The 22,692-nt window shown below is 66.8% G+C and carries 28 protein-coding genes; 23 read left to right on the top strand and 5 right to left on the bottom strand.

The window, feature by feature from the left end; genetic code table 11:
- Window positions 1-142: 142 nt before the first annotated feature.
- The 7 genes from AB1K63_RS12175 to AB1K63_RS12145 all read left to right on the top strand — a co-directional run bounded on the left by AB1K63_RS12175 (window position 143) and on the right by AB1K63_RS12145 (window position 6,914).
- The gene (locus AB1K63_RS12175; protein ID WP_366960438.1) at window positions 143-388 is read left to right on the top strand and encodes an acyl carrier protein; all 246 of its coding nucleotides are present in this window, start codon (window positions 143-145) and stop codon (window positions 386-388) included.
- On the top strand, window positions 385-1,635 hold the full coding sequence (locus tag AB1K63_RS12170; RefSeq protein ID WP_366960436.1) for an aminotransferase class I/II-fold pyridoxal phosphate-dependent enzyme: 1,251 nt from the start codon (window positions 385-387) through the stop codon (window positions 1,633-1,635). The genes AB1K63_RS12175 and AB1K63_RS12170 overlap by 4 nt, the downstream gene beginning before the upstream one ends.
- A 210-nt stretch (window positions 1,636-1,845) precedes the next feature.
- Complete coding sequence (locus AB1K63_RS12165) at window positions 1,846-2,178, top strand: metalloregulator ArsR/SmtB family transcription factor (RefSeq protein ID WP_366960435.1); 333 nt, start codon at window positions 1,846-1,848, stop codon at window positions 2,176-2,178.
- A 40-nt stretch (window positions 2,179-2,218) separates the two neighbouring features.
- The gene (arsC, locus tag AB1K63_RS12160; protein WP_366960434.1) at window positions 2,219-2,647 is read left to right on the top strand and encodes an arsenate reductase (glutaredoxin); all 429 of its coding nucleotides are present in this window, start codon (window positions 2,219-2,221) and stop codon (window positions 2,645-2,647) included.
- Window positions 2,647-3,933 (top strand): arsenic transporter, encoded by a 1,287-nt coding sequence (locus AB1K63_RS12155; RefSeq protein WP_366960433.1) that lies wholly within the window; start codon window positions 2,647-2,649, stop codon window positions 3,931-3,933. The genes arsC and AB1K63_RS12155 overlap by 1 nt, the downstream gene beginning before the upstream one ends.
- 16 nt (window positions 3,934-3,949) lie before the next feature.
- Entirely contained in the window at window positions 3,950-4,696 is a 747-nt protein-coding gene (gene arsH / locus AB1K63_RS12150; RefSeq protein ID WP_366960432.1) for an arsenical resistance protein ArsH, read from the top strand.
- Between the two features lie 13 nt (window positions 4,697-4,709).
- Window positions 4,710-6,914 (top strand): amino acid permease, encoded by a 2,205-nt coding sequence (locus tag AB1K63_RS12145; RefSeq protein ID WP_366960718.1) that lies wholly within the window; start codon window positions 4,710-4,712, stop codon window positions 6,912-6,914.
- Window positions 6,915-7,176: 262 nt separating this feature from the next.
- Here the strand turns inward: AB1K63_RS12145 and AB1K63_RS12140 are convergent, their stop codons facing one another.
- Complete coding sequence (locus AB1K63_RS12140) at window positions 7,177-8,286, bottom strand: LuxR C-terminal-related transcriptional regulator (RefSeq protein ID WP_366960431.1); 1,110 nt, start codon at window positions 8,284-8,286, stop codon at window positions 7,177-7,179.
- Between the two features lie 178 nt (window positions 8,287-8,464).
- On the opposite strand from AB1K63_RS12140, the gene AB1K63_RS12135 reads away from it, so the two are divergent.
- The gene (locus AB1K63_RS12135) at window positions 8,465-8,896 is read left to right on the top strand and encodes an OsmC family peroxiredoxin (RefSeq protein ID WP_366960429.1); all 432 of its coding nucleotides are present in this window, start codon (window positions 8,465-8,467) and stop codon (window positions 8,894-8,896) included.
- A gap of 3 nt (window positions 8,897-8,899) precedes the next feature.
- On the opposite strand, the gene AB1K63_RS12130 is transcribed toward AB1K63_RS12135, so the two are convergent.
- Window positions 8,900-9,532: a YqaA family protein gene (locus tag AB1K63_RS12130; protein WP_366960427.1), complete on the bottom strand. Its 633-nt coding sequence runs from the start codon at window positions 9,530-9,532 to the stop codon at window positions 8,900-8,902.
- A gap of 52 nt (window positions 9,533-9,584) precedes the next feature.
- The gene (locus AB1K63_RS12125) at window positions 9,585-11,372 is read right to left on the bottom strand and encodes a diguanylate cyclase (protein WP_366960426.1); all 1,788 of its coding nucleotides are present in this window, start codon (window positions 11,370-11,372) and stop codon (window positions 9,585-9,587) included.
- A gap of 103 nt (window positions 11,373-11,475) precedes the next feature.
- Between AB1K63_RS12125 and AB1K63_RS12120 the strand changes: the two genes are divergently transcribed.
- Together AB1K63_RS12120 and AB1K63_RS12115 are read left to right on the top strand one after the other, a co-directional pair.
- A complete protein-coding gene (locus AB1K63_RS12120) occupies window positions 11,476-12,051 on the top strand; it encodes a hypothetical protein (protein WP_366960424.1) in 576 nt (191 codons plus the stop codon).
- A gap of 141 nt (window positions 12,052-12,192) precedes the next feature.
- The gene (locus tag AB1K63_RS12115; protein ID WP_366960423.1) at window positions 12,193-12,357 is read left to right on the top strand and encodes a hypothetical protein; all 165 of its coding nucleotides are present in this window, start codon (window positions 12,193-12,195) and stop codon (window positions 12,355-12,357) included.
- Window positions 12,358-13,066: 709 nt separating this feature from the next.
- Here AB1K63_RS12115 and AB1K63_RS12110 read toward each other — a convergent pair.
- The gene (locus tag AB1K63_RS12110; protein ID WP_366960422.1) at window positions 13,067-13,666 is read right to left on the bottom strand and encodes a hypothetical protein; all 600 of its coding nucleotides are present in this window, start codon (window positions 13,664-13,666) and stop codon (window positions 13,067-13,069) included.
- 217 nt (window positions 13,667-13,883) lie between these two features.
- Here AB1K63_RS12110 and AB1K63_RS12105 point away from each other — a divergent pair, with 217 nt between their 5' ends.
- Window positions 13,884-14,660: a hypothetical protein gene (locus tag AB1K63_RS12105; protein WP_366960421.1), complete on the top strand. Its 777-nt coding sequence runs from the start codon at window positions 13,884-13,886 to the stop codon at window positions 14,658-14,660.
- Between the two features lie 77 nt (window positions 14,661-14,737).
- Window positions 14,738-16,018, top strand: coding sequence for a terminase family protein (locus AB1K63_RS12100; protein ID WP_366960717.1), 1,281 nt, complete (start codon window positions 14,738-14,740; stop codon window positions 16,016-16,018).
- 4 nt (window positions 16,019-16,022) lie between these two features.
- Here the strand turns inward: AB1K63_RS12100 and AB1K63_RS12095 are convergent, their stop codons facing one another.
- Window positions 16,023-16,502 (bottom strand): hypothetical protein, encoded by a 480-nt coding sequence (locus tag AB1K63_RS12095; protein WP_366960420.1) that lies wholly within the window; start codon window positions 16,500-16,502, stop codon window positions 16,023-16,025.
- 159 nt (window positions 16,503-16,661) lie between these two features.
- Between AB1K63_RS12095 and AB1K63_RS12090 the strand changes: the two genes are divergently transcribed.
- The 11 genes from AB1K63_RS12090 (at window position 16,662) to AB1K63_RS12040 (ending at window position 22,614) form a co-directional block, all read left to right on the top strand.
- A complete protein-coding gene (locus AB1K63_RS12090; protein ID WP_366960419.1) occupies window positions 16,662-17,828 on the top strand; it encodes a phage portal protein in 1,167 nt (388 codons plus the stop codon).
- Window positions 17,825-18,133 carry a DUF6127 family protein gene (locus AB1K63_RS12085; RefSeq protein WP_366960418.1) on the top strand — a complete coding sequence of 103 codons (309 nt, stop codon included), beginning with the start codon at window positions 17,825-17,827 and terminating at the stop codon, window positions 18,131-18,133. Before AB1K63_RS12090 ends, AB1K63_RS12085 begins: the two co-directional genes overlap by 4 nt.
- The gene (locus AB1K63_RS12080; RefSeq protein WP_366960416.1) at window positions 18,130-18,561 is read left to right on the top strand and encodes an HK97 family phage prohead protease; all 432 of its coding nucleotides are present in this window, start codon (window positions 18,130-18,132) and stop codon (window positions 18,559-18,561) included. The genes AB1K63_RS12085 and AB1K63_RS12080 overlap by 4 nt, the downstream gene beginning before the upstream one ends.
- Before the next feature lie 115 nt (window positions 18,562-18,676).
- Window positions 18,677-19,822, top strand: coding sequence for a phage major capsid protein (locus AB1K63_RS12075; protein WP_366960415.1), 1,146 nt, complete (start codon window positions 18,677-18,679; stop codon window positions 19,820-19,822).
- Between the two features lie 183 nt (window positions 19,823-20,005).
- A complete protein-coding gene (locus AB1K63_RS12070; RefSeq protein WP_366960414.1) occupies window positions 20,006-20,551 on the top strand; it encodes a phage head-tail connector protein in 546 nt (181 codons plus the stop codon).
- The gene (locus AB1K63_RS12065; protein WP_366960413.1) at window positions 20,548-20,706 is read left to right on the top strand and encodes a hypothetical protein; all 159 of its coding nucleotides are present in this window, start codon (window positions 20,548-20,550) and stop codon (window positions 20,704-20,706) included. Before AB1K63_RS12070 ends, AB1K63_RS12065 begins: the two co-directional genes overlap by 4 nt.
- Entirely contained in the window at window positions 20,706-21,131 is a 426-nt protein-coding gene (locus tag AB1K63_RS12060) for a DUF3168 domain-containing protein (RefSeq protein WP_366960412.1), read from the top strand. Before AB1K63_RS12065 ends, AB1K63_RS12060 begins: the two co-directional genes overlap by 1 nt.
- Complete coding sequence (locus AB1K63_RS12055) at window positions 21,128-21,547, top strand: phage tail protein (RefSeq protein WP_366960411.1); 420 nt, start codon at window positions 21,128-21,130, stop codon at window positions 21,545-21,547. Before AB1K63_RS12060 ends, AB1K63_RS12055 begins: the two co-directional genes overlap by 4 nt.
- Entirely contained in the window at window positions 21,544-21,855 is a 312-nt protein-coding gene (locus AB1K63_RS12050) for a GTA-gp10 family protein (RefSeq protein ID WP_366960410.1), read from the top strand. Before AB1K63_RS12055 ends, AB1K63_RS12050 begins: the two co-directional genes overlap by 4 nt.
- Window positions 21,852-22,061, top strand: a complete 210-nt coding sequence (locus AB1K63_RS12045) for a phage tail assembly chaperone (protein ID WP_366960409.1) — start codon at window positions 21,852-21,854, stop codon at window positions 22,059-22,061. The genes AB1K63_RS12050 and AB1K63_RS12045 overlap by 4 nt, the downstream gene beginning before the upstream one ends.
- Window positions 22,051-22,614: a tail tape measure protein gene (locus AB1K63_RS12040; RefSeq protein ID WP_366960407.1), complete on the top strand. Its 564-nt coding sequence runs from the start codon at window positions 22,051-22,053 to the stop codon at window positions 22,612-22,614. Before AB1K63_RS12045 ends, AB1K63_RS12040 begins: the two co-directional genes overlap by 11 nt.
- Window positions 22,615-22,692 lie beyond the last annotated feature (78 nt).

Genomic DNA, 22,692 nt, shown 5'->3' with positions numbered 1-22,692 from the left:
ACGGGGAACAGACGGGTGCGGATGAAGCGCTGCATGCGGTCCCGGACGTCCCCCGAACGGCCCGGCCCGCGGCGCAAGGCTTGACAATCGCCCCCGCGCCCCGCTTTGCCGCGCAATAAATTCAATCCGGAGCACACGCCCCATGGACCGCAGCGAAGTCGACACGAAAATTCGCGAACTGATCGAGCCCTTCAACAAGAAGGACGAGACGATCACCGATGCCACCACGTTCCAGCACGACCTGGAATTCGACAGCCTGACCGTGATGGATTTCGTCGCCGCGATCGAGGACGAGTTCGACATCATCATCAGCATGAACCAGCAGGCCGAGATCGAAACCTACGGCCAGCTGGTCGATGCGGTCACTAAGATGGTATCGGGCGCGTGAGCGAAGGCCTGTCGCAGCCCGACCGCCCGCAGGAAATCGAGGGCGGTGAAAAGGACCTGTTCAGCAAGTTCGACGGCCTGATCCAGATGCGCGAGGGCCTGCTGGCCAGCGGTCAGGAAGATCCGTTCAACCTGGTGATGGAAAAGGTCCTCTCCCCCACCCGCGCGGTCTGCAACGGGCGCGAGACGATCCTGCTCGGCACCTACAACTACATGGGCATGACCTTCGACCCGGACGTGGTCGAGGCGGGGCAGCAGGCGCTGGCCGATTTCGGCACCGGCACCACCGGCAGCCGCGTGCTCAACGGCACCTACCAGGGCCACAAGGAGTGCGAGGACGCGCTGCGCGAGTTCTACGGGATGGACCACGCGATGGTCTTTTCCACCGGCTACCAGGCGAACCTGGGCATCATTTCCACCATCGCGGGCAAGGGCGACTACATCGTCCTCGACATCGACAGCCACGCCAGCATCTACGACGGGTGCAAGCTGGGTGATGCGGAAATCGTGCCGTTCAAGCACAACGACATAGAGGCGATGGAAAAGCGCCTGAAGCGCATCCCGGAAGGCGCGGGCAAGCTGGTCGTGCTGGAAGGCGTCTATTCGATGCTGGGCGACATCGCCCCGCTGAAGGAAATGGTCCGCATCGCCAAGGAGAACGGCGCGATGGTGCTGGTGGACGAGGCCCATTCCATGGGCTTCATCGGCGAGAACGGGCGCGGCGTGGCCGAAGACCAGGGCATCATGGACGATGTCGACTTCATCATCGGCACTTTCAGCAAGAGCGTGGGCACGGTGGGCGGTTTCTGCGTCTCCAACCATCCCAAGTTCGAGATCATGCGGCTGGTCTGCCGCCCCTATGTCTTCACCGCCAGCCTGCCGCCCAGCGTTGTGGCGACCGCGGCCACCAGCATCCGCAAGCTGATGCACGGCGGCAACAAGCGCGCCCATCTGTGGGAGAATTCGCGCACCCTGCACAAGGGCCTGAAGGATCTGGGCTTCCAGCTCGGCACCGACGAGGCGCAGAGCGCGATCATCGCGGTGATAATGCCCGACCTCGAAAAGGGCGCGGCGATGTGGGAAGCGCTGCTGACCGAAGGCCTCTACGTCAACCTCGCCCGCCCGCCGGCCACGCCGGCCAACATGACGCTGCTGCGCTGCTCGCTGTGCGCGGAACATTCCGAAGAGGAAGTGAGCACCATCCTCGGCATGTTCGAACGCGCCGGCAAGGCGACCGGGATTATCTGAGCGATCGGATCGCGGGATAGCGGGAGCTGGACTTTGAGCCCGCCAGCCCTCGCGAAGGCGGGCAAAGGACACTTCGTGCCATTTCCGCTCAGCGCGCCGATGCGGGTCTGCTTTGGAAGAGTAATTCCGGGCGCGACTGCCCGCACCGCATGCATCGGAAATTGTCGATAGGATTTGACGCCGCCCTATCCCATCGATAAATATCGATGAATGCAACCGGCCATTGCCCTCGACTGCCTTGCGGCCCTGTCTCATCCGACCCGCCTGGATGCCTTCCGGCTTCTGGTGCGTCATCAGCCGGAAGGCCTTTCGACGGGGCAGCTGGTAGAGACATCGGGCCTTGGCCAGAGCACGTTTTCCAGCCATCTCGCCATCCTCGTTGCTGCCGGCCTCGTCGTTCCGGAAAAGCGCGGGCGGCGGATGATCCAGCGCGCGAACATCACGACCCTGCGCGATCTGATGTTGTTCCTGGCAAAGGATTGCTGCGGCGGACGCGCGGACCTGTGCGAACCGCTTGCCGCAGAACTTGCCGAATGCTGCTAAGCCACACGCGCCCGGCGCTCCTCTAGTGAAGGAAATCACCGTGCCCGCCGACATCGTCATCTACCACAATCCCGAATGCGGGACATCGCGCAACACGCTGGCGATGATCCGCAATGCAGGTATCGAGCCGCACGTCGTGGAATACCTAAAAACGCCCCCGTCGCGCGGCATGGTCGAAAGCCTGATCGACCGCGCCGGGCTGAATCCCCGGGAGTTGCTTCGCGAAAAGGGCACGCCGTACGCCGAGCTGGGTCTTGGCGACGAGAGCCTGAGCGATGCGGCGCTGGTCGATGCGATGATGGAGCACCCGATTCTCATCAATCGCCCGATTGTCGTCTCGCCGCTCGGCGTTCGCCTGTGTCGCCCGTCAGAGGCGGTTCTCGACATCCTGCCCAGTCCCCAGCGGGGCGCATTCGCCAAGGAGGACGGTGAGCAGGTCGTGGATGCGGCGGGCGCGCGTATCCCCTGATGCTGCTCGCGATCGGGATTTTCGTCGCCACCATCACCTTGGTGATCTGGCAGCCGCGCGGGCTCGGCATCGGCTGGAGCGCGATCGGCGGCGCCTTGGTGGCGCTTGCCACCGGAGTGATCTCGCTCGCCGACATCCCGGTGGTCTGGGACATCATCTGGAACGCGACCGGCGCCTTCGTCGCGATCATCCTCATCAGCCTCATCCTCGACCGGGCGGGGTTCTTCGAGTGGGCTGCGCTCCATGTCGCACGCTGGGGCCGCGGGAACGGGCGTATGCTGTTCGTGCTCGTGGTGCTGCTCGGTGCAGGGGTCGCGGCGATCTTCGCCAATGATGGCGCCGCGCTGATCCTTACCCCGATCGTGATCGCGATGCTCAGGGCCCTGGGCTACAACGCCAGGGCGACGCTGGCTTTCGTAATGGCGGCGGGGTTCATCGCCGATACCGCCAGCCTGCCACTGGTCGTCTCGAACCTCGTCAATATCGTCTCGGCCGATTTCTTCGATATCGGGTTCGGCGAATATGCGCTGGTCATGGTGCCGGTCGATCTTGCCGCCATCGCAGCCACGCTGGCCGCGCTGATGGTGTTCTTCCGCAAGGACATTCCCGCCAGTTACGACGTCACCCAGCTCCGCGCGCCGGCAGAAGCGATCCACGACCGCGCGACCTTTCGCGCCGGGTGGGTGGTGCTGGCATTGCTGCTGGTCGGTTTCTTCGTCCTCGATCCGATAGGCGTGCCGATCAGCGCCGTCGCGGCGCTCGGCGCGCTTGCGCTCATTGCCATCGCTGCGCGCGGGCACGCCATTCCCACCGGCCGGGTGATCCGCGAGGCACCTTGGCAGGTCGTGGTCTTCTCGCTCGGCATGTACCTGGTCGTCTACGGGATGAGCAACGCCGGGCTTGCCGCAGCCATAGCAGGCTTGCTCGAACGCTCCGCAGAAGGCAGTGTGTGGGGCGCGACCTTCGGCACGGGCATCCTGTCGGCCGTGCTTTCCTCGGGCATGAACAACATGCCCACCGTCCTCGTCGGCGCATTGTCGATCGACGCAACCGGCGCTACGGGCCCCGTGCGCGACGCGATGATCTACGCCAACGTCATCGGCTGCGATCTCGGGCCGAAGATCACCCCGATCGGTTCGCTCGCGACGCTGCTGTGGCTGCATGTGCTGGGTCAGAAGGGCGTGAAAATCGGCTGGGGCTATTACTTCCGCGTCGGCATCACGCTGACCACGCCGATCCTGCTGGTGACCCTGGCAGCGCTCGCCCTTCGCCTCACGCTGGCCTGATCCACGGAGTTCAATCATGTCCCGTCTGCGCCCGCTCCCCGATCCCGACAGCTTGCCGGCGCTGGATCGCGATTTCGTTGATGTTCGGCCAGCCGTCGGCCTTGGCGACGATCAGCCGCCGCCGCGCATCCTGCTACTCTACGGCTCCCTGCGAGAGCGCTCCTATTCGCGGTTCGCGGTCGAGGAAGCCGCGCGATTGCTCCAGTTGTTCGGGGCGGAGACGCGCATCTTCGATCCGTCGGACCTGCCGCTGCCCGATCAGGTCGGTGGCGATGACCATCCCGCCGTCCACGAACTGCGCGAGCATGCGTTCTGGTCCGAAGGCATGGTCTGGTGCAGCCCGGAGCGGCACGGCCAGATCACCGGCATCATGAAGACCCAGATCGATCACCTGCCGCTCAGCATCGGTGGCATGCGTCCGACCCAGGGGCGGACGCTGGCAGTCATGCAGGTGTCGGCCGGGTCGCAGTCCTTCAACACGGTCAATACTTTGCGCCTGCTCGGTCGCTGGATGCGGATGTTCACCATCCCCAACCAGTCCAGCGTGCCAAAGGCATACGAGGAATTCGACGATGCCGGCCGCATGAAGCCTTCACCGCTCTACGACCGCATCGTGGACGTCATGGAGGAACTGGTGCGCTTCACCGTCCTGCTGCGCCCGCATGCCGAACAGCTGGTGGACCGCTATTCCGAGCGCAGGGAAGCGGGCCAGGCCATCGATCCCGAAAAGGACATAGCGGCAATCGCCCTGTCATCATCGTGAGGGGTTCGCGGGCATTCGACGCGTCGGCCCGCACGACCGGGGATACATCCGCGACCCGGCTGGTTGTCGAAGGGGTCGCGCGACGTCTTTTTCCGGCACGGAAGGTACCGACATAGCCTCTGCAAGTGATACCGGGAGCGACCAGAAGCTCGCGAAAAGCCTCAAGCTGTTCGACGTCTATGCCGTCGCGACCGGGGCCATGTTCTCGTCCGGCCTGTTCCTGCTGCCCGGGATCGCGGCGGCCCAGACCGGCAATTCCGTCTACCTCGCCTACATGGTCGCCGGACTGCTGATCCTGCCGGCCATGTTCTGCATGGCGGAACTTTCGACCGCGATGCCCCGCTCGGGCGGCGCCTATTTCTTCCTCGATCGCAGCATGGGGCCGATGATGGGCATGATCGGCGGCGTGGGGTCGTGGATCGCGACCGTATTCAAGAGCGCCTTCGCCCTGGTGGGCATGGGGGCCTATCTCGCGCTCTATGTCGACCTGCCGATCACCGTCACTGCCGTCGTGCTGACGATCGCGTTCGGCCTGCTCAACGTTCTCGGGGCCAAGGAAACCACGCTCCTGCAGCGGATCCTCGTCGCGACGCTGGTGACGATCCTCGTGGCGTTCATCATCGTGGGCCTGTCGCGCACGGGGGTTGCGGCGGTGTTCTCGCCCAAACCCGCCTACGGTGAGTTCTTCCGGGAAGGGTTCGGCGGGTTCATCACCACGATCGGCCTCGTGTTCGTGTCCTATGCCGGCCTGACCAAGGTCGCCAGCGTGTCCGAGGAGATCGAGAACCCCGACCGGAACATACCGCTCGGCATGATCCTCTCGCTGGTGACGGCGACGGCGATCTACACGCTCGGCGCCTTGCTGATCGTCACGGCCCTGCCGCCGCAGCAACTGTTCGACAGCCTGACGCCGGTCGCGGATGCGGGCGCGGTGTTCTTGGGCTGGATACCCTACGACCTGGGCGTGACGCTGCTGGTCGTGGCGGCGGTCGCCGCGTTCGCGTCCACCGGCAATGCCGGCATCCTTTCCGCCTCGCGCTATCCGTTCGCCATGGCGAAGGACAAGCTGGTTCACGCGAGGCTGGGGGAACTGGGCCGGAGCGGTACGCCCGTCGTCGCCATCGGCGCGACGGTCCTGACCATGGTGCTGGTCCTCGTCGTGTTCGACGTGGAATCGGTCGCGAAACTGGCCAGCGCCTTCCAGTTGCTCCTGTTCGGCCTCCTGTGTCTGGCCGTCATCGTGATGCGGGAGAGCCGGATCGACAGTTACCGTCCGGGCTACAGGGTCCCGCTCTATCCGTGGACTCCGATTGCGGGCTTCCTGCTGTCGTTCTGGCTGATCCTGGAAATGGGTGCGGTGCCGATCCTTTTCACGGCGGCCCTCGCAATTGCCTGTGGGGTCTATTTCCAGGTCTATGCCTCGAAGCGGGTGAAGCGCCGGGGGGCGATCTACCACATGCATCGCCAGCTGGGGCATCACACCTACGAGGGGATCGAACACGAACTGACGTCCATCGTCCACGAAAAGACGGAGCCGGAGAACCTGCGATACGAGAGCCTCGTGGGGCGGGCCGCGCTCGTCGACTACGACGAAGGCCGGTACGACACCGCGAGATTGAGCAGGAAGCTGTCCGAGATCGCACGCACGCAGTTCGGACTGGACGAGAAAGTCGCGCAATCGATCTTCGACGGCGACCGGATGGACGTGCGCGCCATCCGGCCCAATATGTACCTCGCCTACAAGATCATCCCCGACATCGACGAATCCCAGCTCGCCATTTTCAGGTTCAGGGGCGATGCCTCGGTGGACGTGATGGGCGCGCGCGACGTCCACACGCTGATGTACCTCCTGTTGCCGGAAGAACCGGTCGGGCTCGATCTTCGCATCGTGGGACACCTTGCCGAAGTGGCGCGAAGCGACAGTTTCGAGAAACGCTGGCTGGCGGCCACCGGGAGGGAAGAGGTCAACCGGGTGCTGGCGCGCGACGACCACGTGTTCCGGAGCGCGGTCTCGAGGATACCCGTTCTGGCCGCGCAGAAAGGGGCGCGGCTGGAAGACATCAATTGGCCGGGAACCTGCCTCGCCATGACGATCGAGAGGGACGGGAAACTGATCATCGCGCGGCCGGACCTCCAATTGCGGGAAACCGACATCGTCTCGGTCCTGGGCGAACCCGAGGATCTCGAACTGCTTAACGATGCCAGCTCGATCGAGTAGATTGCCGGTCGGAAACGGGAACTGACGCTTTTCCAAGGATCGCCCCCGCCACACGGCAGGGCGGACAACCCGGAAAGCGAAGAGGAAAGGAAACGAGATGGTGTTGCCGGATCCGCCAAGGTGGCGAAAACCCAGGAAATTCTACTGGTTCCTGAGCGCAGTCGCCGCCCTTTCGGCAGCGGCAGTCTTCGGCTCGGGCTGACAGGGCCCGACGGCGCCAGTCCTTCCACTCACCCCGGTTTGCGCAACCCCGCCCCTCCCCTCATTTCTTCGCGGTGATCGTGCGGCCGTTGTCTTTCAGCGGGAGGGTGCGGCGCAGGAGGGCGACTGCGTCTACCAGGCGCGGGCAGTCCATCTTTTTGAGCGCGGCGCGGTATTGCGAGCGCACGGTTTCGTAGGACGATCCGCGTTTTTCGACCACTTCGGCGGTGGTCTTCCCTTCGGCCAGTGCGACGATCACGTCCGCTTCCGCGGGCGAGAGGCCGAACATCTGCTTCAGATACGCCTGGGTGGTCGCGGGGATGGTCTGCGGCAGCTCGCCCAGGATGATGATCTGCGGCTGGCCGCTCAGCCGTTCCGTCCGCAGCAACTGGTAGCGGAGCATGGTGCCGTCCGGCCGCCGGATCGCGCAGGACCCGATGCCGGTGGGCGTCAGCGCCAGGCGCAGCTGTTCCTCCAGCTGCGCATCGGCACCGGCGACGACGGCGCGCAGCTTGCCCGAGACCATCCGCAGGCCGTTCTTCGCGTCGAGCCGTTCCTTCGCCGCCGCGTTGCAGTCCAGCAGATGGCGATCGGGCGTGACGACGTAGACTTCGCCCGCATAGCTGTCGACGACCGCGCGCCAGGTACGCGCCGCGGCGGCCCCCAGCGCGACACGGGCGCGAACCCCGATGAGGCGGCCGAGCACGCGCTCGTCCTCGCGCATGGCGGCGAGGTGCGCGTCGGTAAAATCGGATTGCGTGATGCGGCGGTAGAAGGTGACCCCGCCGATGCTATCGCCCAGCTGCGTCTTGATGCCGAGCGCGTAGAACGTGTCGTCCCCGCCCGGCTCCAGCAGTTCGGTCCACAGCGGCGAGGCGGCATAGACATCCGGCGGGACCAGTTCGGTCATGCGCACGAAAGTGTCGAACCGCGGGTCGGACAGCGAGGCGATGGTCCACAGGTCCCGCTGGGCGAATTCGGCGTGGTACCGGGCGACCATCTCCTCGGTCCAGTCGTTCTCCCACAGGAACATGTCCTCGATCGCGCGGCCGGTGGTCCAGCCCGCGGCATACCCCTTGGCGTCCAGCAGCCCGGCATAGCCGCGCAGCAGGTCGCGCAGCTTCGTCTCGTCTAGCGCCGCGTCCAGGACGTCATCGATCGATAGTGCCACGAAAAATCTGCCCCCCGGCTCTCCCGAGCCCTTCCCCAAGCCCTTGCGATTAGCGGTTTTTACACGGGAGGGAAGCGGCAAGGCGTTACGACACGCGGGCCGCGGGCGACCCGTCCTGTTGCATCTTTTGGAACATCGGGCCGCGCCCCTCGTCTCTTAGGCAAAGGAGACAAAAGTTATGGCAACCACGAATACCGGAAGCGCAACGTATCAGGGCCTCGGCAAGGCCGGCAAAGGGCACATCTCGACCGGCTCCGCCGCGCTGTCCGCGCTTCCCTACGGCTTCGGCTCCCGGTTCGAGAAGGACACGGGCACCAATCCGGAAGAACTGATCGCCGCGGCGCACGCGGCCTGTTTCACCATGGCGCTGTCCTTCCAGCTGGCCGATGCGGGCTTCGAGGACGGGACGCTGACGACCAGCTCCACCGTCACGCTGGAGAAGGACGACAACGGCTTCACCGTCACCAAGTCGGAGCTGTCGACCAAGGGCAAGGTGCCCGGCATGGAACAGGCGAAGTTCGAGCAGCTGGCCGAGCACGCCAAGGCGAACTGCCCGATCAGCAAGCTGCTGAATTGCGAGATTTCGCTGCGGACGGTCTTCGAAGGCTGACCTTCAGCGCACTTCGCTTGCGGCTTCGCACGGATCGGCCTCGCCCTCGTCGGCGGGGCCGAACTGCGTCAGGACCAGCACGCCGCCCACCACCAGCGCCACGAAGGCGGCGGTGACCATGCCCAGATACTTGTCGATGAATCGCTTGATCGGCGCGCCGAAGATCCGGAACAGCACGCCGACCGTGAAGAAGATCATGCCGCGCCCCACGATGCTGGCGAGGACGAAGGTGACGAGGTTCATGCCGACGAATCCGGCCGTGATCGTCAGCAACTTGAACGGCACCGGCGTGGCGCCCGCGACCACGATCGCTTCCCAGTCGTATTCGCGCAGGTAACAGGCGGCCACCGGGAAGCTGTCCGTCAGGCCGATCGCGCCGAGCAGGGTCTGCCCGATCAGGTCGTAGAGACCCCAGCCGATAAGGTATCCGAACAATCCGCCCGCGACGGAGGACAGCGTGGCGATCACCCCGAAGCGCAGCGCCTTTTGCGGTTCGGCGAGGCACATCAGGCCCAGCAGCGGATGCGGCGGGATCGGGAAGAAGCTCGCCTCGATGAAGCAGAAGAACGCCAGCCACCTCACCGCAGCGGGGTGGGCGGCCTTTTCCATGGTCCAGTTGTAGAGGCCGCGAAGCATGGCGGCGGCCCTAGGCGATGGTTGCGCCGCGGGCAATCCGTCTCGGGCCGTCTCAGGCGGCGAGCCGGATGCAGTTCTTCCCGGCGCGCTTGGCTTCGTAAAGGGCCGCGTCGGCGGCCTGCAGCAGCGCGGTCTCGTCCGCGCCGGCGTGCCATGCCACGATGCCCAGGCTGGCGGAGATGCGCCGGCCGCCCAGCATTTCCAGCGGGACCGCGTTCAGATTGCGGCGGACCCGTTCGGCCACGGCCTGCGCCACCTCCATGCCGGAGCCGGGCAGCACGATCCCGAATTCCTCCCCGCCGAGGCGCCCGACGAGGTCGCTGCCGCGAACGGCATCGGTGGCGATCGCGGCGACGCGCTTCAGCACCTCGTCGCCCACGCCGTGGCCGTGCGTGTCGTTGATGGCCTTGAAGTTGTCGATGTCGAACAGGACGAAGGTCAGCGCACAGGCGCCCGATTTGCAGGTCTCGATCTCGCCGGACAGGACCTCCATCAGCTTTCTCCGGTTGGCGATCCCGGTCAGCTGGTCGGTCTCGGCCAGACGCCGCGAATGCGCGGCCTGCGACTTCGCCTCCTCCAGCGCCTCGGTCTTGTCGGTGATGTCGATGATGACGCCGAACAGGGCGACGGTCTCGCCGTTCTCGACCTCGGTCTGCCCCCGGCTCTGGACATGGCGCACGGTCCCGTCGGGGCGCACGATCCGCGCTTCGAACAGGAACGGCTCGCCGGTACGGATGGCGAGGTCCAGCGATATCCTGACCCGCGGCATGTCCGCCGGGTGGTAGGCCCCCACCGCGTCCGCCACCGGCATGGTCCCGCTTCCCACGGGCCTGCCGTGTATGCGGTAGACCTCGTCCGACCAGAAAACGTGGCTCTCTCCGGGCGCAAAATACCAGTGCCCGACATTGGCGGTGGCTTCGGCGGTCTCGAGGAATTCCTTGCTCTGCTTCAGCTGGGCGTGGGCCTGCGAAAGCCGTTCCAGGAGCGCCGCCATCGGCAATGCGCACAGCAGCGTCGCCAAGAGGTAGAACTGGAAGAACACGATGACCGCCTGCGTATCGGACTGGCCGAAATTGACCGACCCGTATCCCAGCGCCGTGGCGACCGAACCGGTCAGCGCCACGATAAAGACGGAGCCCACGGCGCCGCGCACCCCCAGGACGTAAGTCGCGATGATGACCGACCCCAGCGGGAGGAACAGCAGGGGCGCGGTGTCCTGGAAGAAGCTGCCGCCGCTGATCGCCAGCACGAAGGCCATGACCGCGACCTTCGTGCGCGGCGTCGCAGTCAGCGCCCGCCTGCCGCCGAATACGGAGCGGGTCAGTTCGACCATCAGCGGCGTGACGATCAGCGCGCCGAGCACGACCGTGGTCAGCCAGGAGACGAAGAAGGCGGGCCAGCCGCCATCGGGCAGGATTGCGAGCGTGGCGATCGACGCGCTGCAAAGGCCGGCGACACAGACCCCCCCGCCGAAGACGAAGGCCCAGCGCGGGCTGGTGAAATTGAGGTAGTTGCGATCCGCTCGCCGGGCGAGGCGCTCCGCGATGAAGCACTCCGCGACATTGGCCGCGGCGAACGCGGCCGCGAGCAGGAAATCGGTGCCGTATGCGGCATTCGCCGCCCAGCCCGCCATCCCCACGCCCAGCAGCATCGCCGGATGGCGCCGGCGCGACAGCATCAGCATGGACGCGATCGCGACACCGCTGGCGGGCCACACGAACGCGATGCCGTCCGACCGCTGGGCCAGCTCCAGCGAGAGCATCGCAATCCCGGCGTAGAGGAGCGTGAACAGAACGACGAACCGCGTGTCCGCCAACTCGATTTTCCGCTCCCGGGCCATGAGGCCGTTTTGCGGAAAAGATGGTTTCGAAAGGGTTAAGTGGGGGCGTTACAGGTTACTAGCGTATTGCCGGGCGATCAATGTGGCAGGAAGCGAAAGCAGGTTGGAATTGCAGTCCGAATTCGGCGGCGAGGAATTGGCAAAAGAGCTTTCGCACTCGGTACGAGGGACTGGCAATCCATCACCCAACGAACCGGTTGTTGCCCTGCACGTTCTCGTGCACGTTGGAGTGATGAATTCGAACTTTCCCGCGTTCCTGTCTCTCCCGCTGTTGTTGTCGGCTGGCTGCTCCATCACCGAAGAGGAACTCGAAGACGAAAGGCGGAAGGTGAGCGAGATGATCGAAGCGGCGGTCAAATTGCCCGAAGATGCGTTACCGCTACACCGGTACGAGCGATATTACGCAAACTCCGATTCCGGTGTTCTAGCAGTCTATACCGTCCATTCTGCCGATCATCGGCAGTTCGTGCAGGAGCATTGTCGAACGATCGACGAAGCGCCGTTCCCCTGCCCTTTGAGCGGAGGCGAACTGATGCTGGTCGATCCGGGCGAAAGTGCCTGGATCGACAATCCTGCCGAGATGCCCAGCAAGGACGGCGGCGGCTGCTCGCACGTGAACATACTGTACTCGCCGGACCGCCAGAAATTCGTGCGCGTCGAATGCAACGCCTCTTACTGACGCGGTAGCTGATTGCGGAAATTGTCAGCAGTACCGAGAGCCTGTGATAGACTATACTCGCATCGGTGCACAGCCGAGGACGCCGCTCCAACCGGGGACGATGGCATGGCGCCGGCACGACAAGGGCGAGGAGTTTGGGCCATGAATGACGTCGCGAAGAAGGGTTTTCCGTTTGTCGGGGTGATGTTTCTCGCGCTGGGCATCTTCAAGCTCGTCCAGGGCGACGACTGGGTCGTGTGGATCATCCTGGGCGTCCTGTTCGGCGGCCTGAGCGCGGTCCGGTGGCGCAGGGACCGACAGCGCTGAACCGCACCTTGGCACCTAGGGCGAGGCTCGTCGGGGTGCGAGAAGGAGATACTCCCAAGCCGGCTATGGCGCTGGGCTTCGATAGCGGAACGGCAGGTTCGACGCCGAATTAGCTGGAAGCGGTCAGGCTGAAAGCGACCCCTTTGCAGACAGAAGGCTAAAATGTTATTGGCACTACGTGCACAAGCCATACTCGCGTTATGTTTTACCTTTTTTTCTATTCGGCTGCGCGAGCCATAGCGCTTCCGAGTTAGAAATGATGCCAGAAATTAATTCGGAAAGTTGGGGACAAGAGTTCGCCTACGCTAGTGCACGAGCTAGAGGGTCAAAACTTTGCGACCCGCAAATTCGAGAAAAGTATAATGCGGAGTTTGAGAGAAGGTTCGGAGCGCGCTTTCAGGTATTGCTAGAACAATATGAGAAAAAATTCGGACCGCCCCGAGAATTTATCGTAACCAGCCATTGCCGGCGCATCACTGGCTCAAGGTCTCAGCAAGACCGACTACACAGAAGCAACATGTCATGGTTCGCGAGATGGCTCTCAGCCGCGGAGCAGGCAATCATTGCTCATTGATTGCGCTAACTACCCCAAAACCGGACATTCGCCGTGGGTCGATCGCCTGCGAAAAGCCGACAGGCAGCTTTCGCGCTTTCCAACCCATTAGCGGGCCATCCGCTAACGACCCAAAGGCGGACATATTGTCACCCTTTACACGCGATGCCTTTTAATTGCGCCAATGCCTTCTTCGCACAGCGCCACTAGTTTATCAGCCGCCTCGTTCCATCGGCGCTCCAGACCGCGGTCGAGGTTCCTTGAATAGTCAGCCTCGGAGAAGTGGCGAATGCGTGCCACATGTCTCGCAAAACCACCCGTTGCGGAACCGAAAGTCCAAGAGCCTACCATGCTTGGTGTAGCGGGACGCATTCCTCCATGAAGCGCGTCGGTGATGTGAAAGAACCAGCCTGGGCGAACGCTTAGGACGATGCCTTCCTGCACGTCCGAGGAATTGTCTGTGAAGGCCTTGAAAGGGCTCCCTGCAGCCATCCCTATTCGGATCTCTGTCACAGGCCGTGAGGACGGATGCCACCACCACTCTTCCATACGATCAACAGCAACTCGATAAGCGTGCCAACGCTTTAGGGGCAATTGCCTTTCGACAGTGAACTCCCATTGGTTTTCTTCAGTAGCAGGCATCGGATGCGACCTTTCGCAATTTGAGCAGCGTACTATCGACGATTTATAAATGTAGGCTTTCCACCCCACTTTCAGACCTTCGACCTTATCTTCTGGCGGATCAAAACCGGCCATTTTCTTTGGCTAACCGCGGGAAGTCTCCGCAGCTAGCGCCGAACCAAGTTATAACCCATATGGTTTTTCCGCTTGACATCGTCACGCTCTTTTGGTACATAACAGGAACATCGCGATAGTGTGATTCGAAAGCGGGCGGGCCGGGGACGGTGCCGCCTGTTTGCGTTTGTGCCGCTGGCGCGTTCCCCCTCACCCCCGCCCGCAAAGGCTTGCCGTCATGACCGAACCCGAACTGCCCGCCACCGGCGGTCGCCCGCCCGTGCCCGTCGCCGTGCCCGACGCGGCGAACGACCATGCGCCCGATCGTGCGCCTGCCGCCTCCTGTACTCCCTCCCCTGCCCCTGCCGATCCCGAGCCTGTGTGGGTCGCCCCGTTCCTGGCCGCCTTGCGCAACGGCGAGGGCGTGCGGGCCGCGGCGCGCATCGCGGGGGTGGTCAGTTCCACGCCCTATCAGCGCCGGGCGACGCATCCCGGCTTCCGGGAGGAGTGGGATGCGGCAGCGCCCGTCGACGGGCGCCGTCGGCGCCCGGGTCCCGCACCGCGCCGCCAGGCGCAGCGCATCCGCTGGTTCCTGGCGGAACTGGCCACCACGTCCAATGTCGCGGCTGCGGCCGCCGTGGCGGGCCTGACCACCAGCCGGGTCTATGCCCTGCGCCGCACCGATCCGCACTTTGCACAGGCGTGGTACGCGGCGCTGGCCGAAGGGTACGACAATCTGGAAATGGAGCTGCTGGCCCATTTGCGCGCCGGAAAGTCGGCCCAGTCCGGGGCCGGTGCCGGACGCGGGTTCGATACCGCCACGGCGCTGCGATGCCTCACCGCGCATCGCGACAACGTGGCGCGCGAGAAGGGCCGCCGCACGCTGGCGCAGGAAGCGGCGACGATCCAGGCGATCAACGAGAAGATCGACCGGCTGCGCGAAAACGGCGCCGATGCCGCCAAGGAACTGGCGAAGACGCGGCGCGCGATCGCCCGTCGGCGGGCCCGCCCGTGAGCCGCGCACCCGCCCGCACCTCACGCGGCACATGGCTGCGCCGCAGCGGGGCCGCGGCCGATGCCGACCGCGAGGCGCTGGCCCGGACGCTGGAGCCGCATGAGCTGGCCGCGCTCGGCAGTTTCTACTGGGAAGGCTGGGCTCGCGACGCGCAGCTGCCCCCGGCCGAGGCATGGCGCACATGGCTGATCTGCGCCGGGCGCGGCTTCGGCAAGACCCGCGCCGGGGCCGAATGGGTGCGCGACGTGGCCCGCAACGACCCCGCCGCACGCATCGCGCTGGTAGGCGCGAGCCTCAACGAAGCGCGCGCCATCATGGTGGAGGGGGAGAGCGGCGTGCTGGCTGCGGCGCCCGGCGCGCTCGCACCGGTGTTCGAACCGTCATTGCGGCGCCTGACTTGGGAGAACGGCGCGATCGCGACCCTCTATTCCGCGGCCGAACCGGAAAGCCTGCGCGGTCCGCAGCACAGCCATGCCTGGTGCGACGAAATTGCCAAATGGGTAAACTCGGGCGAGCGTGCCATGCAGGCCTGGAACAATCTGCAACTGACCATGCGGCTGGGCGAGGCCCCCCGCGTGCTCGCCACCACCACCCCGCGCGCGACTGTGCTGATGCGGCGCCTGATGGCGGAAACGCAGGCCGGCCGCGTGGTCCTCGCCACCGGGCGCACGACGGACAACACCGTGCTGCCGACCGACTACCTCACCTGGATGGTCGAGCAGTTCGAACAGAGCGCCTTCGGGCGGCAGGAACTGGACGGGGAAATGGTGGACACGGTCGAAGGCGCGCTGTGGAGCCGCGCGCTGCTGGAACGCTGCCGCGCGGCAGAGGGCGTGCCTTGCGATGCGGCGATGGGCCGCGTGGTCGTCGGCGTCGATCCGCCTGCGGGCACGAACGGCGATGCCTGCGGCATCGTGGTCGCCGGGCTGGACGCGCGCGGCATCGCCCACGTGCTGGCCGATTGCAGCGTGGACCGCGCCAGCCCCGAACGCTGGGCTCGCGCGGTGGCGGACACGGCGCGCGCCTGGAACGCGGACCGGGTGGTGGCCGAAGCCAACCAGGGCGGCGCGATGGTGGAAAGCGTGCTGCGCGCCGCGGACCGCGCCCTGCCCGTGCGCCGGGTCCATGCCAGCCGCGGCAAGACCGCGCGGGCCGAACCCGTCGCCGCCCTCTACGAAGCGGGCCGGGTGCGCCACGCCGGCCACTTCGCCGCGCTGGAGGACGAGTTGTGCGGCCTCGTCCCAGGAGGCGCCTACGAAGGCCCCGGCCGCAGCCCCGACCGCGCCGATGCACTGGTCTGGGCCCTGACCGAACTGATGCTGACCAAGCGCAGCGAGCCGCGGATCGTGGTGCTGTGAGGTATTACTCGAAGCTGTAGGTGGGGTAGCCTTTGACTTCCCAGATCAGTTCCTTGTCCAATATCTTCTCGACGAAGAACGTTGGCGGGATTTCCGGGAAAAGTCGGCACGTCTCTTCCCGGCCGACAAACCTGATTGCCCAGAGGCGAGCGTTTCCTCGCGACGAAGCGGGAGGAACGACGCCTTGTTTGAAAGCCAGGTTCGGCGGGGAATAGTCTTCCGGGAACGCTTCTTCGGGGGACGGCTGGCGGTTCTCGAAGAACTGGCTCCATTCGAAATCCGTCCCGAAAGAGCCTTCGAAGATCTTTGGCTCAGAATGGGGAACGCAGCCATACCACATGGCTTCGAAGCCCGCCGATTGAAACTCATCGAAACAGTCCCAGAATTCCGCCTTCGCCACCGCACAGTCGCGCGGCGGACCGTCGCTCTCCAGCGCGCAGGCATTCAGCAACAGGACGGCCGTGAGAGCGAGCTTGCACCGCATGGGCGGAGGCTAGGCCCACGGTGGACTGGCGGCAAGCGAGTTGCCTGTGACGAACCGCAACACGAAAAGCTCCGCCCCGGCACGTGGCCGGGGTGACCACCCGGGCGTGGCCAGCGCCCCGAACAGAACCGACCATCCCTCCCGACCGGAGAACATCGCATGTCCCTGCTCACCACTATCGCTTCCGCCTTCAAGGGCGGGGGCCGCCCGGCCGTGCCTGTTGCGCGCGGGTTCGTTTCCCCCTGGGCGACCGCGTTCGAGGCGCGGCCCGGGGCCGCGCCGTTCGATTATGCGGAGGCCCTGCGCGACGGGTACGAAGGCAATCCGGTCGCCCAGCGATCGGTGCGGATCGTGGCCGAGGGGGTGGGCAGCGCGCCGCTCCTCGCCCGCGATCCGAAGCTCGCCGCGCTGGTCGCTGCGCCCTCGGCCGGGCAATCGCTGGTCGAAACGCTCGCCGCGCACCTGCTGCTGCACGGCAACGCCTACGTCCAAGTGCTGAAGGACGGCGCGGGCACGCCGGTGGAACTGTTCGCATTGCGGCCCGACCGGGTGAGCGTGGTGCCGGGCGAGGACGGCTGGCCGCGCGGCTATCGTTACCGGCTGGGGGCGCGGGCGATCGACCTGCCGCTGGAGGACGCGGACGGCTGGCCGGAAATCCTCCACCTCAAGGCCTTCCATCCGGGCGACGATCATTACGGCGCGGGCGCGCTGGCGGCGGCGGCCCCGGCCATCGCCATCCACAACGCAGCCAGCCGCTGGAACCGCGCGCTGCTGGACAATGCGGCGCGGCCGTCAGGCGCGCTGGTCCATGCGCCGGGCGACGGGGGAGAGATGACCGCCGAGCAATACGAGCGGCTGCGCACCGAACTGACGCGCGCGTTCGAAGGGGCGGGCAATGCCGGGCGGCCGATGCTGCTCGACGGCGGGATGAGCTGGCAGTCGATGGCGCTGAGCCCGGCGGACATGGACTTCGCCACCCTGAAGGCGGCGGCGGCGCGCGACATCGCGCTCGCCTTCGGCGTGCCGCCCATGCTGCTCGGCCTGCCGGGCGACAACACCTACGCCAATTACCGGGAAGCGAACCGCGCGCTGTGGCGCCTCACCCTGCTGCCGCTGGCGAACAAGATGCTGGGCGGGATCGCGCATGGCTTGGCGCCCTGGTTCGGCGGCGACGCCGGGCAGCCGGCGCTGGCGGTGGACCAGGACCGGATCCCCGCGCTGGCCGAGGACCGCGAGCGGTTGTGGGCGCAAATCGGCGCGGCGAATTTCCTCTCCGCACAGGAAAAACGCGCTCTGCTGGGGCTGGATACCGGAGAGACGGCATGAGCGAGGACGACATGCTCGCCCGGCTGATCGCGCAGGCGCGGGCCGAGGGCACCGAGCTGATGACGCTGCGCGCCATCGTCGAGGAATCGAGCGCTATCGGTGCGACCCGCGCGCTGGTCCGGCTCGGGCTGGAGGACGACGACGCGCGCGGCGACATGGCCGAGCTGCGCGAATTGCTGGGCGGCTGGCGCGAGGCGAAGGCCGGCGCGTGGAAGGCGGCGGTCGAATGGCTGGTGCGCGCGGGCTTCGCGCTGCTGCTGGTCGGCATCGCGGTTCGGATCGGCATGACGGACCTGCTGCGATGAAGCTGGCGGGATATGCCGCTCTGTTCGGCCGGCCCGACGGCGCGCGCGACACGATCCGCGCCGGTGCCTTCGCGCTCAGCCTTGCGGGGCGCACCGGACCGCTGCCGCTGTTCTGGCAGCACCGGTCGGACCGGCGGATCGGCTGGGTGGAACAGGCGGCGGAGGATGCGCGGGGCCTGCGGATCGTGGCCACGCTCGACAACCCGGACGGGCGGCCCGCGCGGATGCTGGCCGCCCGCGCGATCAGCGGCCTAAGCTTCGGCTACCGCGCCCGCCGCGCCAGCCACCACCCGCAAGGCCGCACGCTGGAGGAAATCGACCTGTTCGAGGTCAGCCTCGTCACGCACCCGTTGCAGCACGGCGCTCGGGTGCATCTTGTTTTACCCGCACCCCCTCCGGGCTGCGAAGTCCTCGCTCACACGGCCTGACGGCCGCGTCGCTGCGGGCGCGCGGTCGCGCTTGCGGGCCTTTGGCCCGTGCTCCGCGACCAAGCCATTCGCGCCGCGAAACACCTCATCATTCCACCACCGAAAGGACCTACCCATGGATACCATCGCCACCCCCGTGCCTGCCGCCGACCCGCTGGAGGCGAGCTTCGACATCGTCGCTCGGCAGGACCGGACCGAGGCCGATGTCGCGGCCTTGCGGACCGAGGTCGACGACGTGAAGGCGCGTGTCGACCGGATCGGGCGCGCGGCGCAACGGCCGGCCCTGTCCGCCGAGGCCTCCGCGCCCGAAGTGAAGGGCTTCGTCGAGGGATACCTGCGGCGCGGCAGCGTGGCGGAAATCAAGTCCGTCAGCGGCGCCAGCCCCTCCGACGGCGGCTATGCCGTCCCGCACCAGATCGACGCGCTGATCGCCCGCCAGCTGGTCGAAATCAGCCCGATCCGCAGCCTTGCGCAGGTCGTGCAGACGGGCAGCGCGGGCTACCGCAAGCTCGTCACGACCGGCGGCACGGCGAGCGGCTGGGTCAGCGAGACTGCCGCGCGGCCGGAAACCGCGACGCCCGATTTCGCGGAGATCGCGCCGCCCACGGGCGAGCTCTACGCCAACCCCGCGGCCAGCCAGGCGATGCTGGATGATGCCGGCTTCGACCTCGAAAGCTGGCTGGCGAGCGAGATCGCGGTCGAATTCGCACGCGCCGAAGGAGCGGCCTTCGTCAACGGGAGCGGCATCGACCAGCCGGCGGGGTTCCTTACGGCGCCGGACAGCACGGCGGATGACGGCGCGCGCGCTTTCGGGACGCTGCAATATCTGGGCACCGGCGATGCGGCGGGCCTCGGCAGTGCGGCGGAACTGGCGCTGCTCGACCTGGTCCATGCGCTGAAGGCCGGCCACCGGCAGGGCGCGAGCTTCGTGATGAACGCCCGCACGCTGGCGGACATCCGCAAGCTCAAGACCGCGGATGGCGCCTTCCTGTGGCAGCCGGGCCTGGTCGAAGGGCAGCCCGACCGCCTGCTCGGCTATCCGGTGGTCGAGGCGGAGGACATGCCGGACGTCGCCGCAGGCGCCACGCCTATCGCGTTCGGCAACTTCCGGCACGGCTACCTGATCGCGGAACACACCGCGACGCAGATCCTGCGCGATCCCTTCACCAACAAGCCCTTCGTCCACTTCTACGCGACCCGGCGCGTGGGCGGGCAGGTGCTCGACAGCAACGCAATCAAGCTGCTGAAGATCGAGGAATAGGGGGAGGGAGTTTTTTCTCTCGCGGCCAGTGCGCTGCGCGCACGCCTTCCGAGGGGGCGGCGCAGTTGCGCCGGCGGCCGGTCGGCCTTGCGGTCGGCCGGTCGCCGACCGGGGCCTCTTTCACGCTCGCACCGCCGAGGATGCGCGCCCGGAGGGCGTCGCGCTCAAACAAAGGGAAAATCAATGCGACGAACCATTCTGACCCCTGCCGATTACGGCGGAGCGGCTCTCCTGTCGCTGCGGCAATGGCTCGCCATCCATACCGATGCGCAGGACGCGTTGCTGGAAAGCCTGCTGCGCGCCGCCGCCGATACCTGCGAGGCGTTTACCGGCGTCATGCCGCTGGCGCAGGCTTGCGAGGCGATCCTGCCCGCGCAACCCGGCTGGCAGGCGCTGCCGACCGCGCCCGTCAATGCGATCACGGCGGTATCGGCCGTGCCCGCGCAAAGCGCCCGCTTTGCCCTGTCGCCTGCCGATTACGAGATCGACATCGATGCGCACGGGACGGGCCGGGTCCGCCTGCTGCGCCCGTCCGGTCCGCCGCGGATCGCGGTGGCGTTCGCGGCGGGCCTCGCGCCGGAATGGGAGGCGTTGCCCGACGCGCTGCGGCACGGGATCGTCCGGCTCGCAGGGCACCTCTACCGCGAGCGGGACAGCGGGCAGGACCTGCCGCCGCCCGCCGCGATCACGGCGCTATGGCGCCCCTGGCGCAGGATGCGGATCGCATGATCCGCGCCGCCCTGCCGCCTTTCGCGGCGCGGCTGGCGGAGCGTGCACGGCGCATCGCCGTCGCCTCTGCCCGCCGGGCGAAGCGCGCGCGCCGACCGGACGACTGGCGCAATCCCCGCGCGCTCTGGCCCGACATTTTCGACGGAGACGATTGATGGAACAGTTGCTTCGCACAGCGATGCTCGACTGGCTGCGCGCCGGCCCCGCCCCGCTGGACCGGCTGAACGGCGTTACGGAGGAAAGCCCGGATGCGGCCAGCGCGCCCTGCCTCGCCATCGCCGCCAGCGCTTCCGCCGACTGGAGTACCAAGACGCAGGCCGGCCGCGAAGTGCGGCTGGCACTGGAACTCGTCACTCGCGCCGATCCGCTGGAGGACGCGGTGCTCCACGCCGCGATCGACGCGCGCGTGTCCGCGCTGCCGCGCCGCCAGACAGGCGTCGCGATTGCGTCGATCACATTCCTGCGCGCCCGGACCCGTCAGGGCGAGCGCGGCCTGCGCACCACCCTGCTGGAATACCGCATCCGTGCCCTCGCGGACGGACCCCGCCCTAACCTCACAGATTCAGGAGATTTCCGATGACGCCCCAGACAGGTGCCGCCTTCCTGCTCAAGATCGCCGATGGCGCGCAGCCGCCCGGTTACGACGTGGTCGCCGGCCTTCGCACCACCCAGATGTCGGTCAATGGCGATACGGTCGTCGTCACGCACAAGGGCAGCGGCGGCTGGCGCGAACTGCTCTCGGGTGCGGGGACGCGCTCGGTGTCCGTATCGGCCAGCGGCATCTTCCTCGGCAGCGCGGCCGAAAGCGCGCTACGCGCCCACGCGCTCGCCGGGACGGTCGCCCAGTACGAGTTGAGCTTCGAGGACGGCGCGCGGATGCGCGGGCGCTTCCTCGTCCAGCGGCTGGATTACGCGGGCGATTTCAACGGGGAGCGCAACTACGCGGTGCAGTTGGAAAGCAGCGGCCCCGTGGCCGAGCACGGAGCCGCCGCATGAGCCGCGCAAATGCGCTGCGCGGCGAAGCCTCGCTCGCCCTCGCCGGCCAGACCGTGCGGCTCCGGCCGGACTTCACCGCGCTGGTCGCGGCTGAGGAGGAAATCGGCCCGCTCTTCGCGCTGGTCGAGCGTGCGGGCGACGGGCGGCTGGCGCTGGCCGAACTGGTGGCCCTGTTCTGGCACTGCCGCGATCCCACCGTCGCGATGGACCGCGAAGCGTTTGCCGAAGCGGTGGCCGCGGCGGGCCTCGTCGCCTGTGCTCCGCCTTTGCGCATCCTGCTCGGCCAGATCCTGCAGGGCCGCACATGAGCGGCTCGCCGCCAGACAGCGCCTTCGCCCGCTCGGCGCAGCTTTTGGCCACACTGTCCGCCCGCGCGCTGGGCTGGCGACCGGGGGAGTTCTGGGCGGCAACGCCTGCCGAGCTCGCCACCGCGCTCGCCCCGCCCTGCGATCCCCCCGCCATGGACCGCGCCGCTCTGGCACGGCTGATCGAAAGCGAAACCGATGGACGATGAACTGGACACGATGCTGGTCGAGGTGCGTGCCAGCACGCAGGGCTTCGAAGCGGACATCCGCCGCCTGCGCGGGACGCTGGACGCGGACCTCGTGAGCGGGCTCGATCGTGCCGGACAGGCGCTGGAGGCCGGCCTGCTGCGCGCCGTGCGGCAGGGCGGCCTGGGGTTCGAGGAACTGAAGCGCATCGCCACCGGCACGCTCGACCAAATTGCCGCCCACGCCTTGCAGATGGGGCTGGACCGCATCTTCGGCGGATCGGACGGGCTGGCGGGAATCATCGGCGGATCGGTCGGCGCGCTGCTCGGCCTTCCCGGCCGCGCGACCGGCGGTCCGGTGGCGCCCGGGCGCGGATACCTCGTCGGGGAGCGGGGCCCCGAAGTGTTCGTCCCCACCAGCGCCGGGCGCGTGGAACCAGATGCGGGCCAGAGAGCCTCGCGCGCCGTCACTGTCGCGATCAACCTCGCCCCCGAACGCGGCACCAACGCCCCGCGCGCCCTGCAACGCTCGTCCCGCCAGATTGCCAGCGCCATCCGCCGCGCACTGGAGAAGTAGCGAGTCTCGCCCCCGGGCCGAAGGCCCGCAAGGGCGACCGCCCGCCCGCAGCGACGCGCCCGTAGGGCGCGTGAGTGA

Origin of the sequence: Qipengyuania sp. JC766, assembly GCF_040717445.1 — a bacterium.
In the GTDB taxonomy this organism is placed as follows: Bacteria; Pseudomonadota; Alphaproteobacteria; order Sphingomonadales; family Sphingomonadaceae; genus JC766.
This window is presented reverse-complemented; position numbering and strand designations above follow the sequence as displayed.

Excerpts from the sequence above, each read along its gene's own strand:
- AB1K63_RS12095 (WP_366960420.1), bottom strand. The coding sequence starts at position 16,502 with ATGCGGTGCAAGCTCGCTCTCACGGCCGTCCTGTTGCTGAATGCCTGC.
- AB1K63_RS12070 (WP_366960414.1), top strand. The coding sequence starts at position 20,006 with ATGCGACGAACCATTCTGACCCCTGCCGATTACGGCGGAGCGGCTCTC.
- AB1K63_RS12085 (WP_366960418.1), top strand. The coding sequence starts at position 17,825 with ATGAGCGAGGACGACATGCTCGCCCGGCTGATCGCGCAGGCGCGGGCC.
- AB1K63_RS12045 (WP_366960409.1), top strand. The coding sequence starts at position 21,852 with ATGAGCGGCTCGCCGCCAGACAGCGCCTTCGCCCGCTCGGCGCAGCTT.
- AB1K63_RS12090 (WP_366960419.1), top strand. The coding sequence starts at position 16,662 with ATGTCCCTGCTCACCACTATCGCTTCCGCCTTCAAGGGCGGGGGCCGC.
- AB1K63_RS12125 (WP_366960426.1), bottom strand. The coding sequence starts at position 11,372 with ATGGCCCGGGAGCGGAAAATCGAGTTGGCGGACACGCGGTTCGTCGTT.
- AB1K63_RS12050 (WP_366960410.1), top strand. The coding sequence starts at position 21,544 with ATGAGCCGCGCAAATGCGCTGCGCGGCGAAGCCTCGCTCGCCCTCGCC.
- arsH (WP_366960432.1), top strand. The coding sequence starts at position 3,950 with ATGTCCCGTCTGCGCCCGCTCCCCGATCCCGACAGCTTGCCGGCGCTG.
- AB1K63_RS12065 (WP_366960413.1), top strand. The coding sequence starts at position 20,548 with ATGATCCGCGCCGCCCTGCCGCCTTTCGCGGCGCGGCTGGCGGAGCGT.
- AB1K63_RS12075 (WP_366960415.1), top strand. The coding sequence starts at position 18,677 with ATGGATACCATCGCCACCCCCGTGCCTGCCGCCGACCCGCTGGAGGCG.
- AB1K63_RS12080 (WP_366960416.1), top strand. The coding sequence starts at position 18,130 with ATGAAGCTGGCGGGATATGCCGCTCTGTTCGGCCGGCCCGACGGCGCG.
- AB1K63_RS12115 (WP_366960423.1), top strand. The coding sequence starts at position 12,193 with ATGAATGACGTCGCGAAGAAGGGTTTTCCGTTTGTCGGGGTGATGTTT.
- AB1K63_RS12105 (WP_366960421.1), top strand. The coding sequence starts at position 13,884 with ATGACCGAACCCGAACTGCCCGCCACCGGCGGTCGCCCGCCCGTGCCC.
- AB1K63_RS12130 (WP_366960427.1), bottom strand. The coding sequence starts at position 9,532 with ATGCTTCGCGGCCTCTACAACTGGACCATGGAAAAGGCCGCCCACCCC.
- AB1K63_RS12040 (WP_366960407.1), top strand. The coding sequence starts at position 22,051 with ATGGACGATGAACTGGACACGATGCTGGTCGAGGTGCGTGCCAGCACG.
- AB1K63_RS12155 (WP_366960433.1), top strand. The coding sequence starts at position 2,647 with ATGCTGCTCGCGATCGGGATTTTCGTCGCCACCATCACCTTGGTGATC.
- AB1K63_RS12135 (WP_366960429.1), top strand. The coding sequence starts at position 8,465 with ATGGCAACCACGAATACCGGAAGCGCAACGTATCAGGGCCTCGGCAAG.
- AB1K63_RS12110 (WP_366960422.1), bottom strand. The coding sequence starts at position 13,666 with ATGGCCGGTTTTGATCCGCCAGAAGATAAGGTCGAAGGTCTGAAAGTG.
- AB1K63_RS12060 (WP_366960412.1), top strand. The coding sequence starts at position 20,706 with ATGGAACAGTTGCTTCGCACAGCGATGCTCGACTGGCTGCGCGCCGGC.
- AB1K63_RS12175 (WP_366960438.1), top strand. The coding sequence starts at position 143 with ATGGACCGCAGCGAAGTCGACACGAAAATTCGCGAACTGATCGAGCCC.
- AB1K63_RS12165 (WP_366960435.1), top strand. The coding sequence starts at position 1,846 with ATGCAACCGGCCATTGCCCTCGACTGCCTTGCGGCCCTGTCTCATCCG.
- AB1K63_RS12055 (WP_366960411.1), top strand. The coding sequence starts at position 21,128 with ATGACGCCCCAGACAGGTGCCGCCTTCCTGCTCAAGATCGCCGATGGC.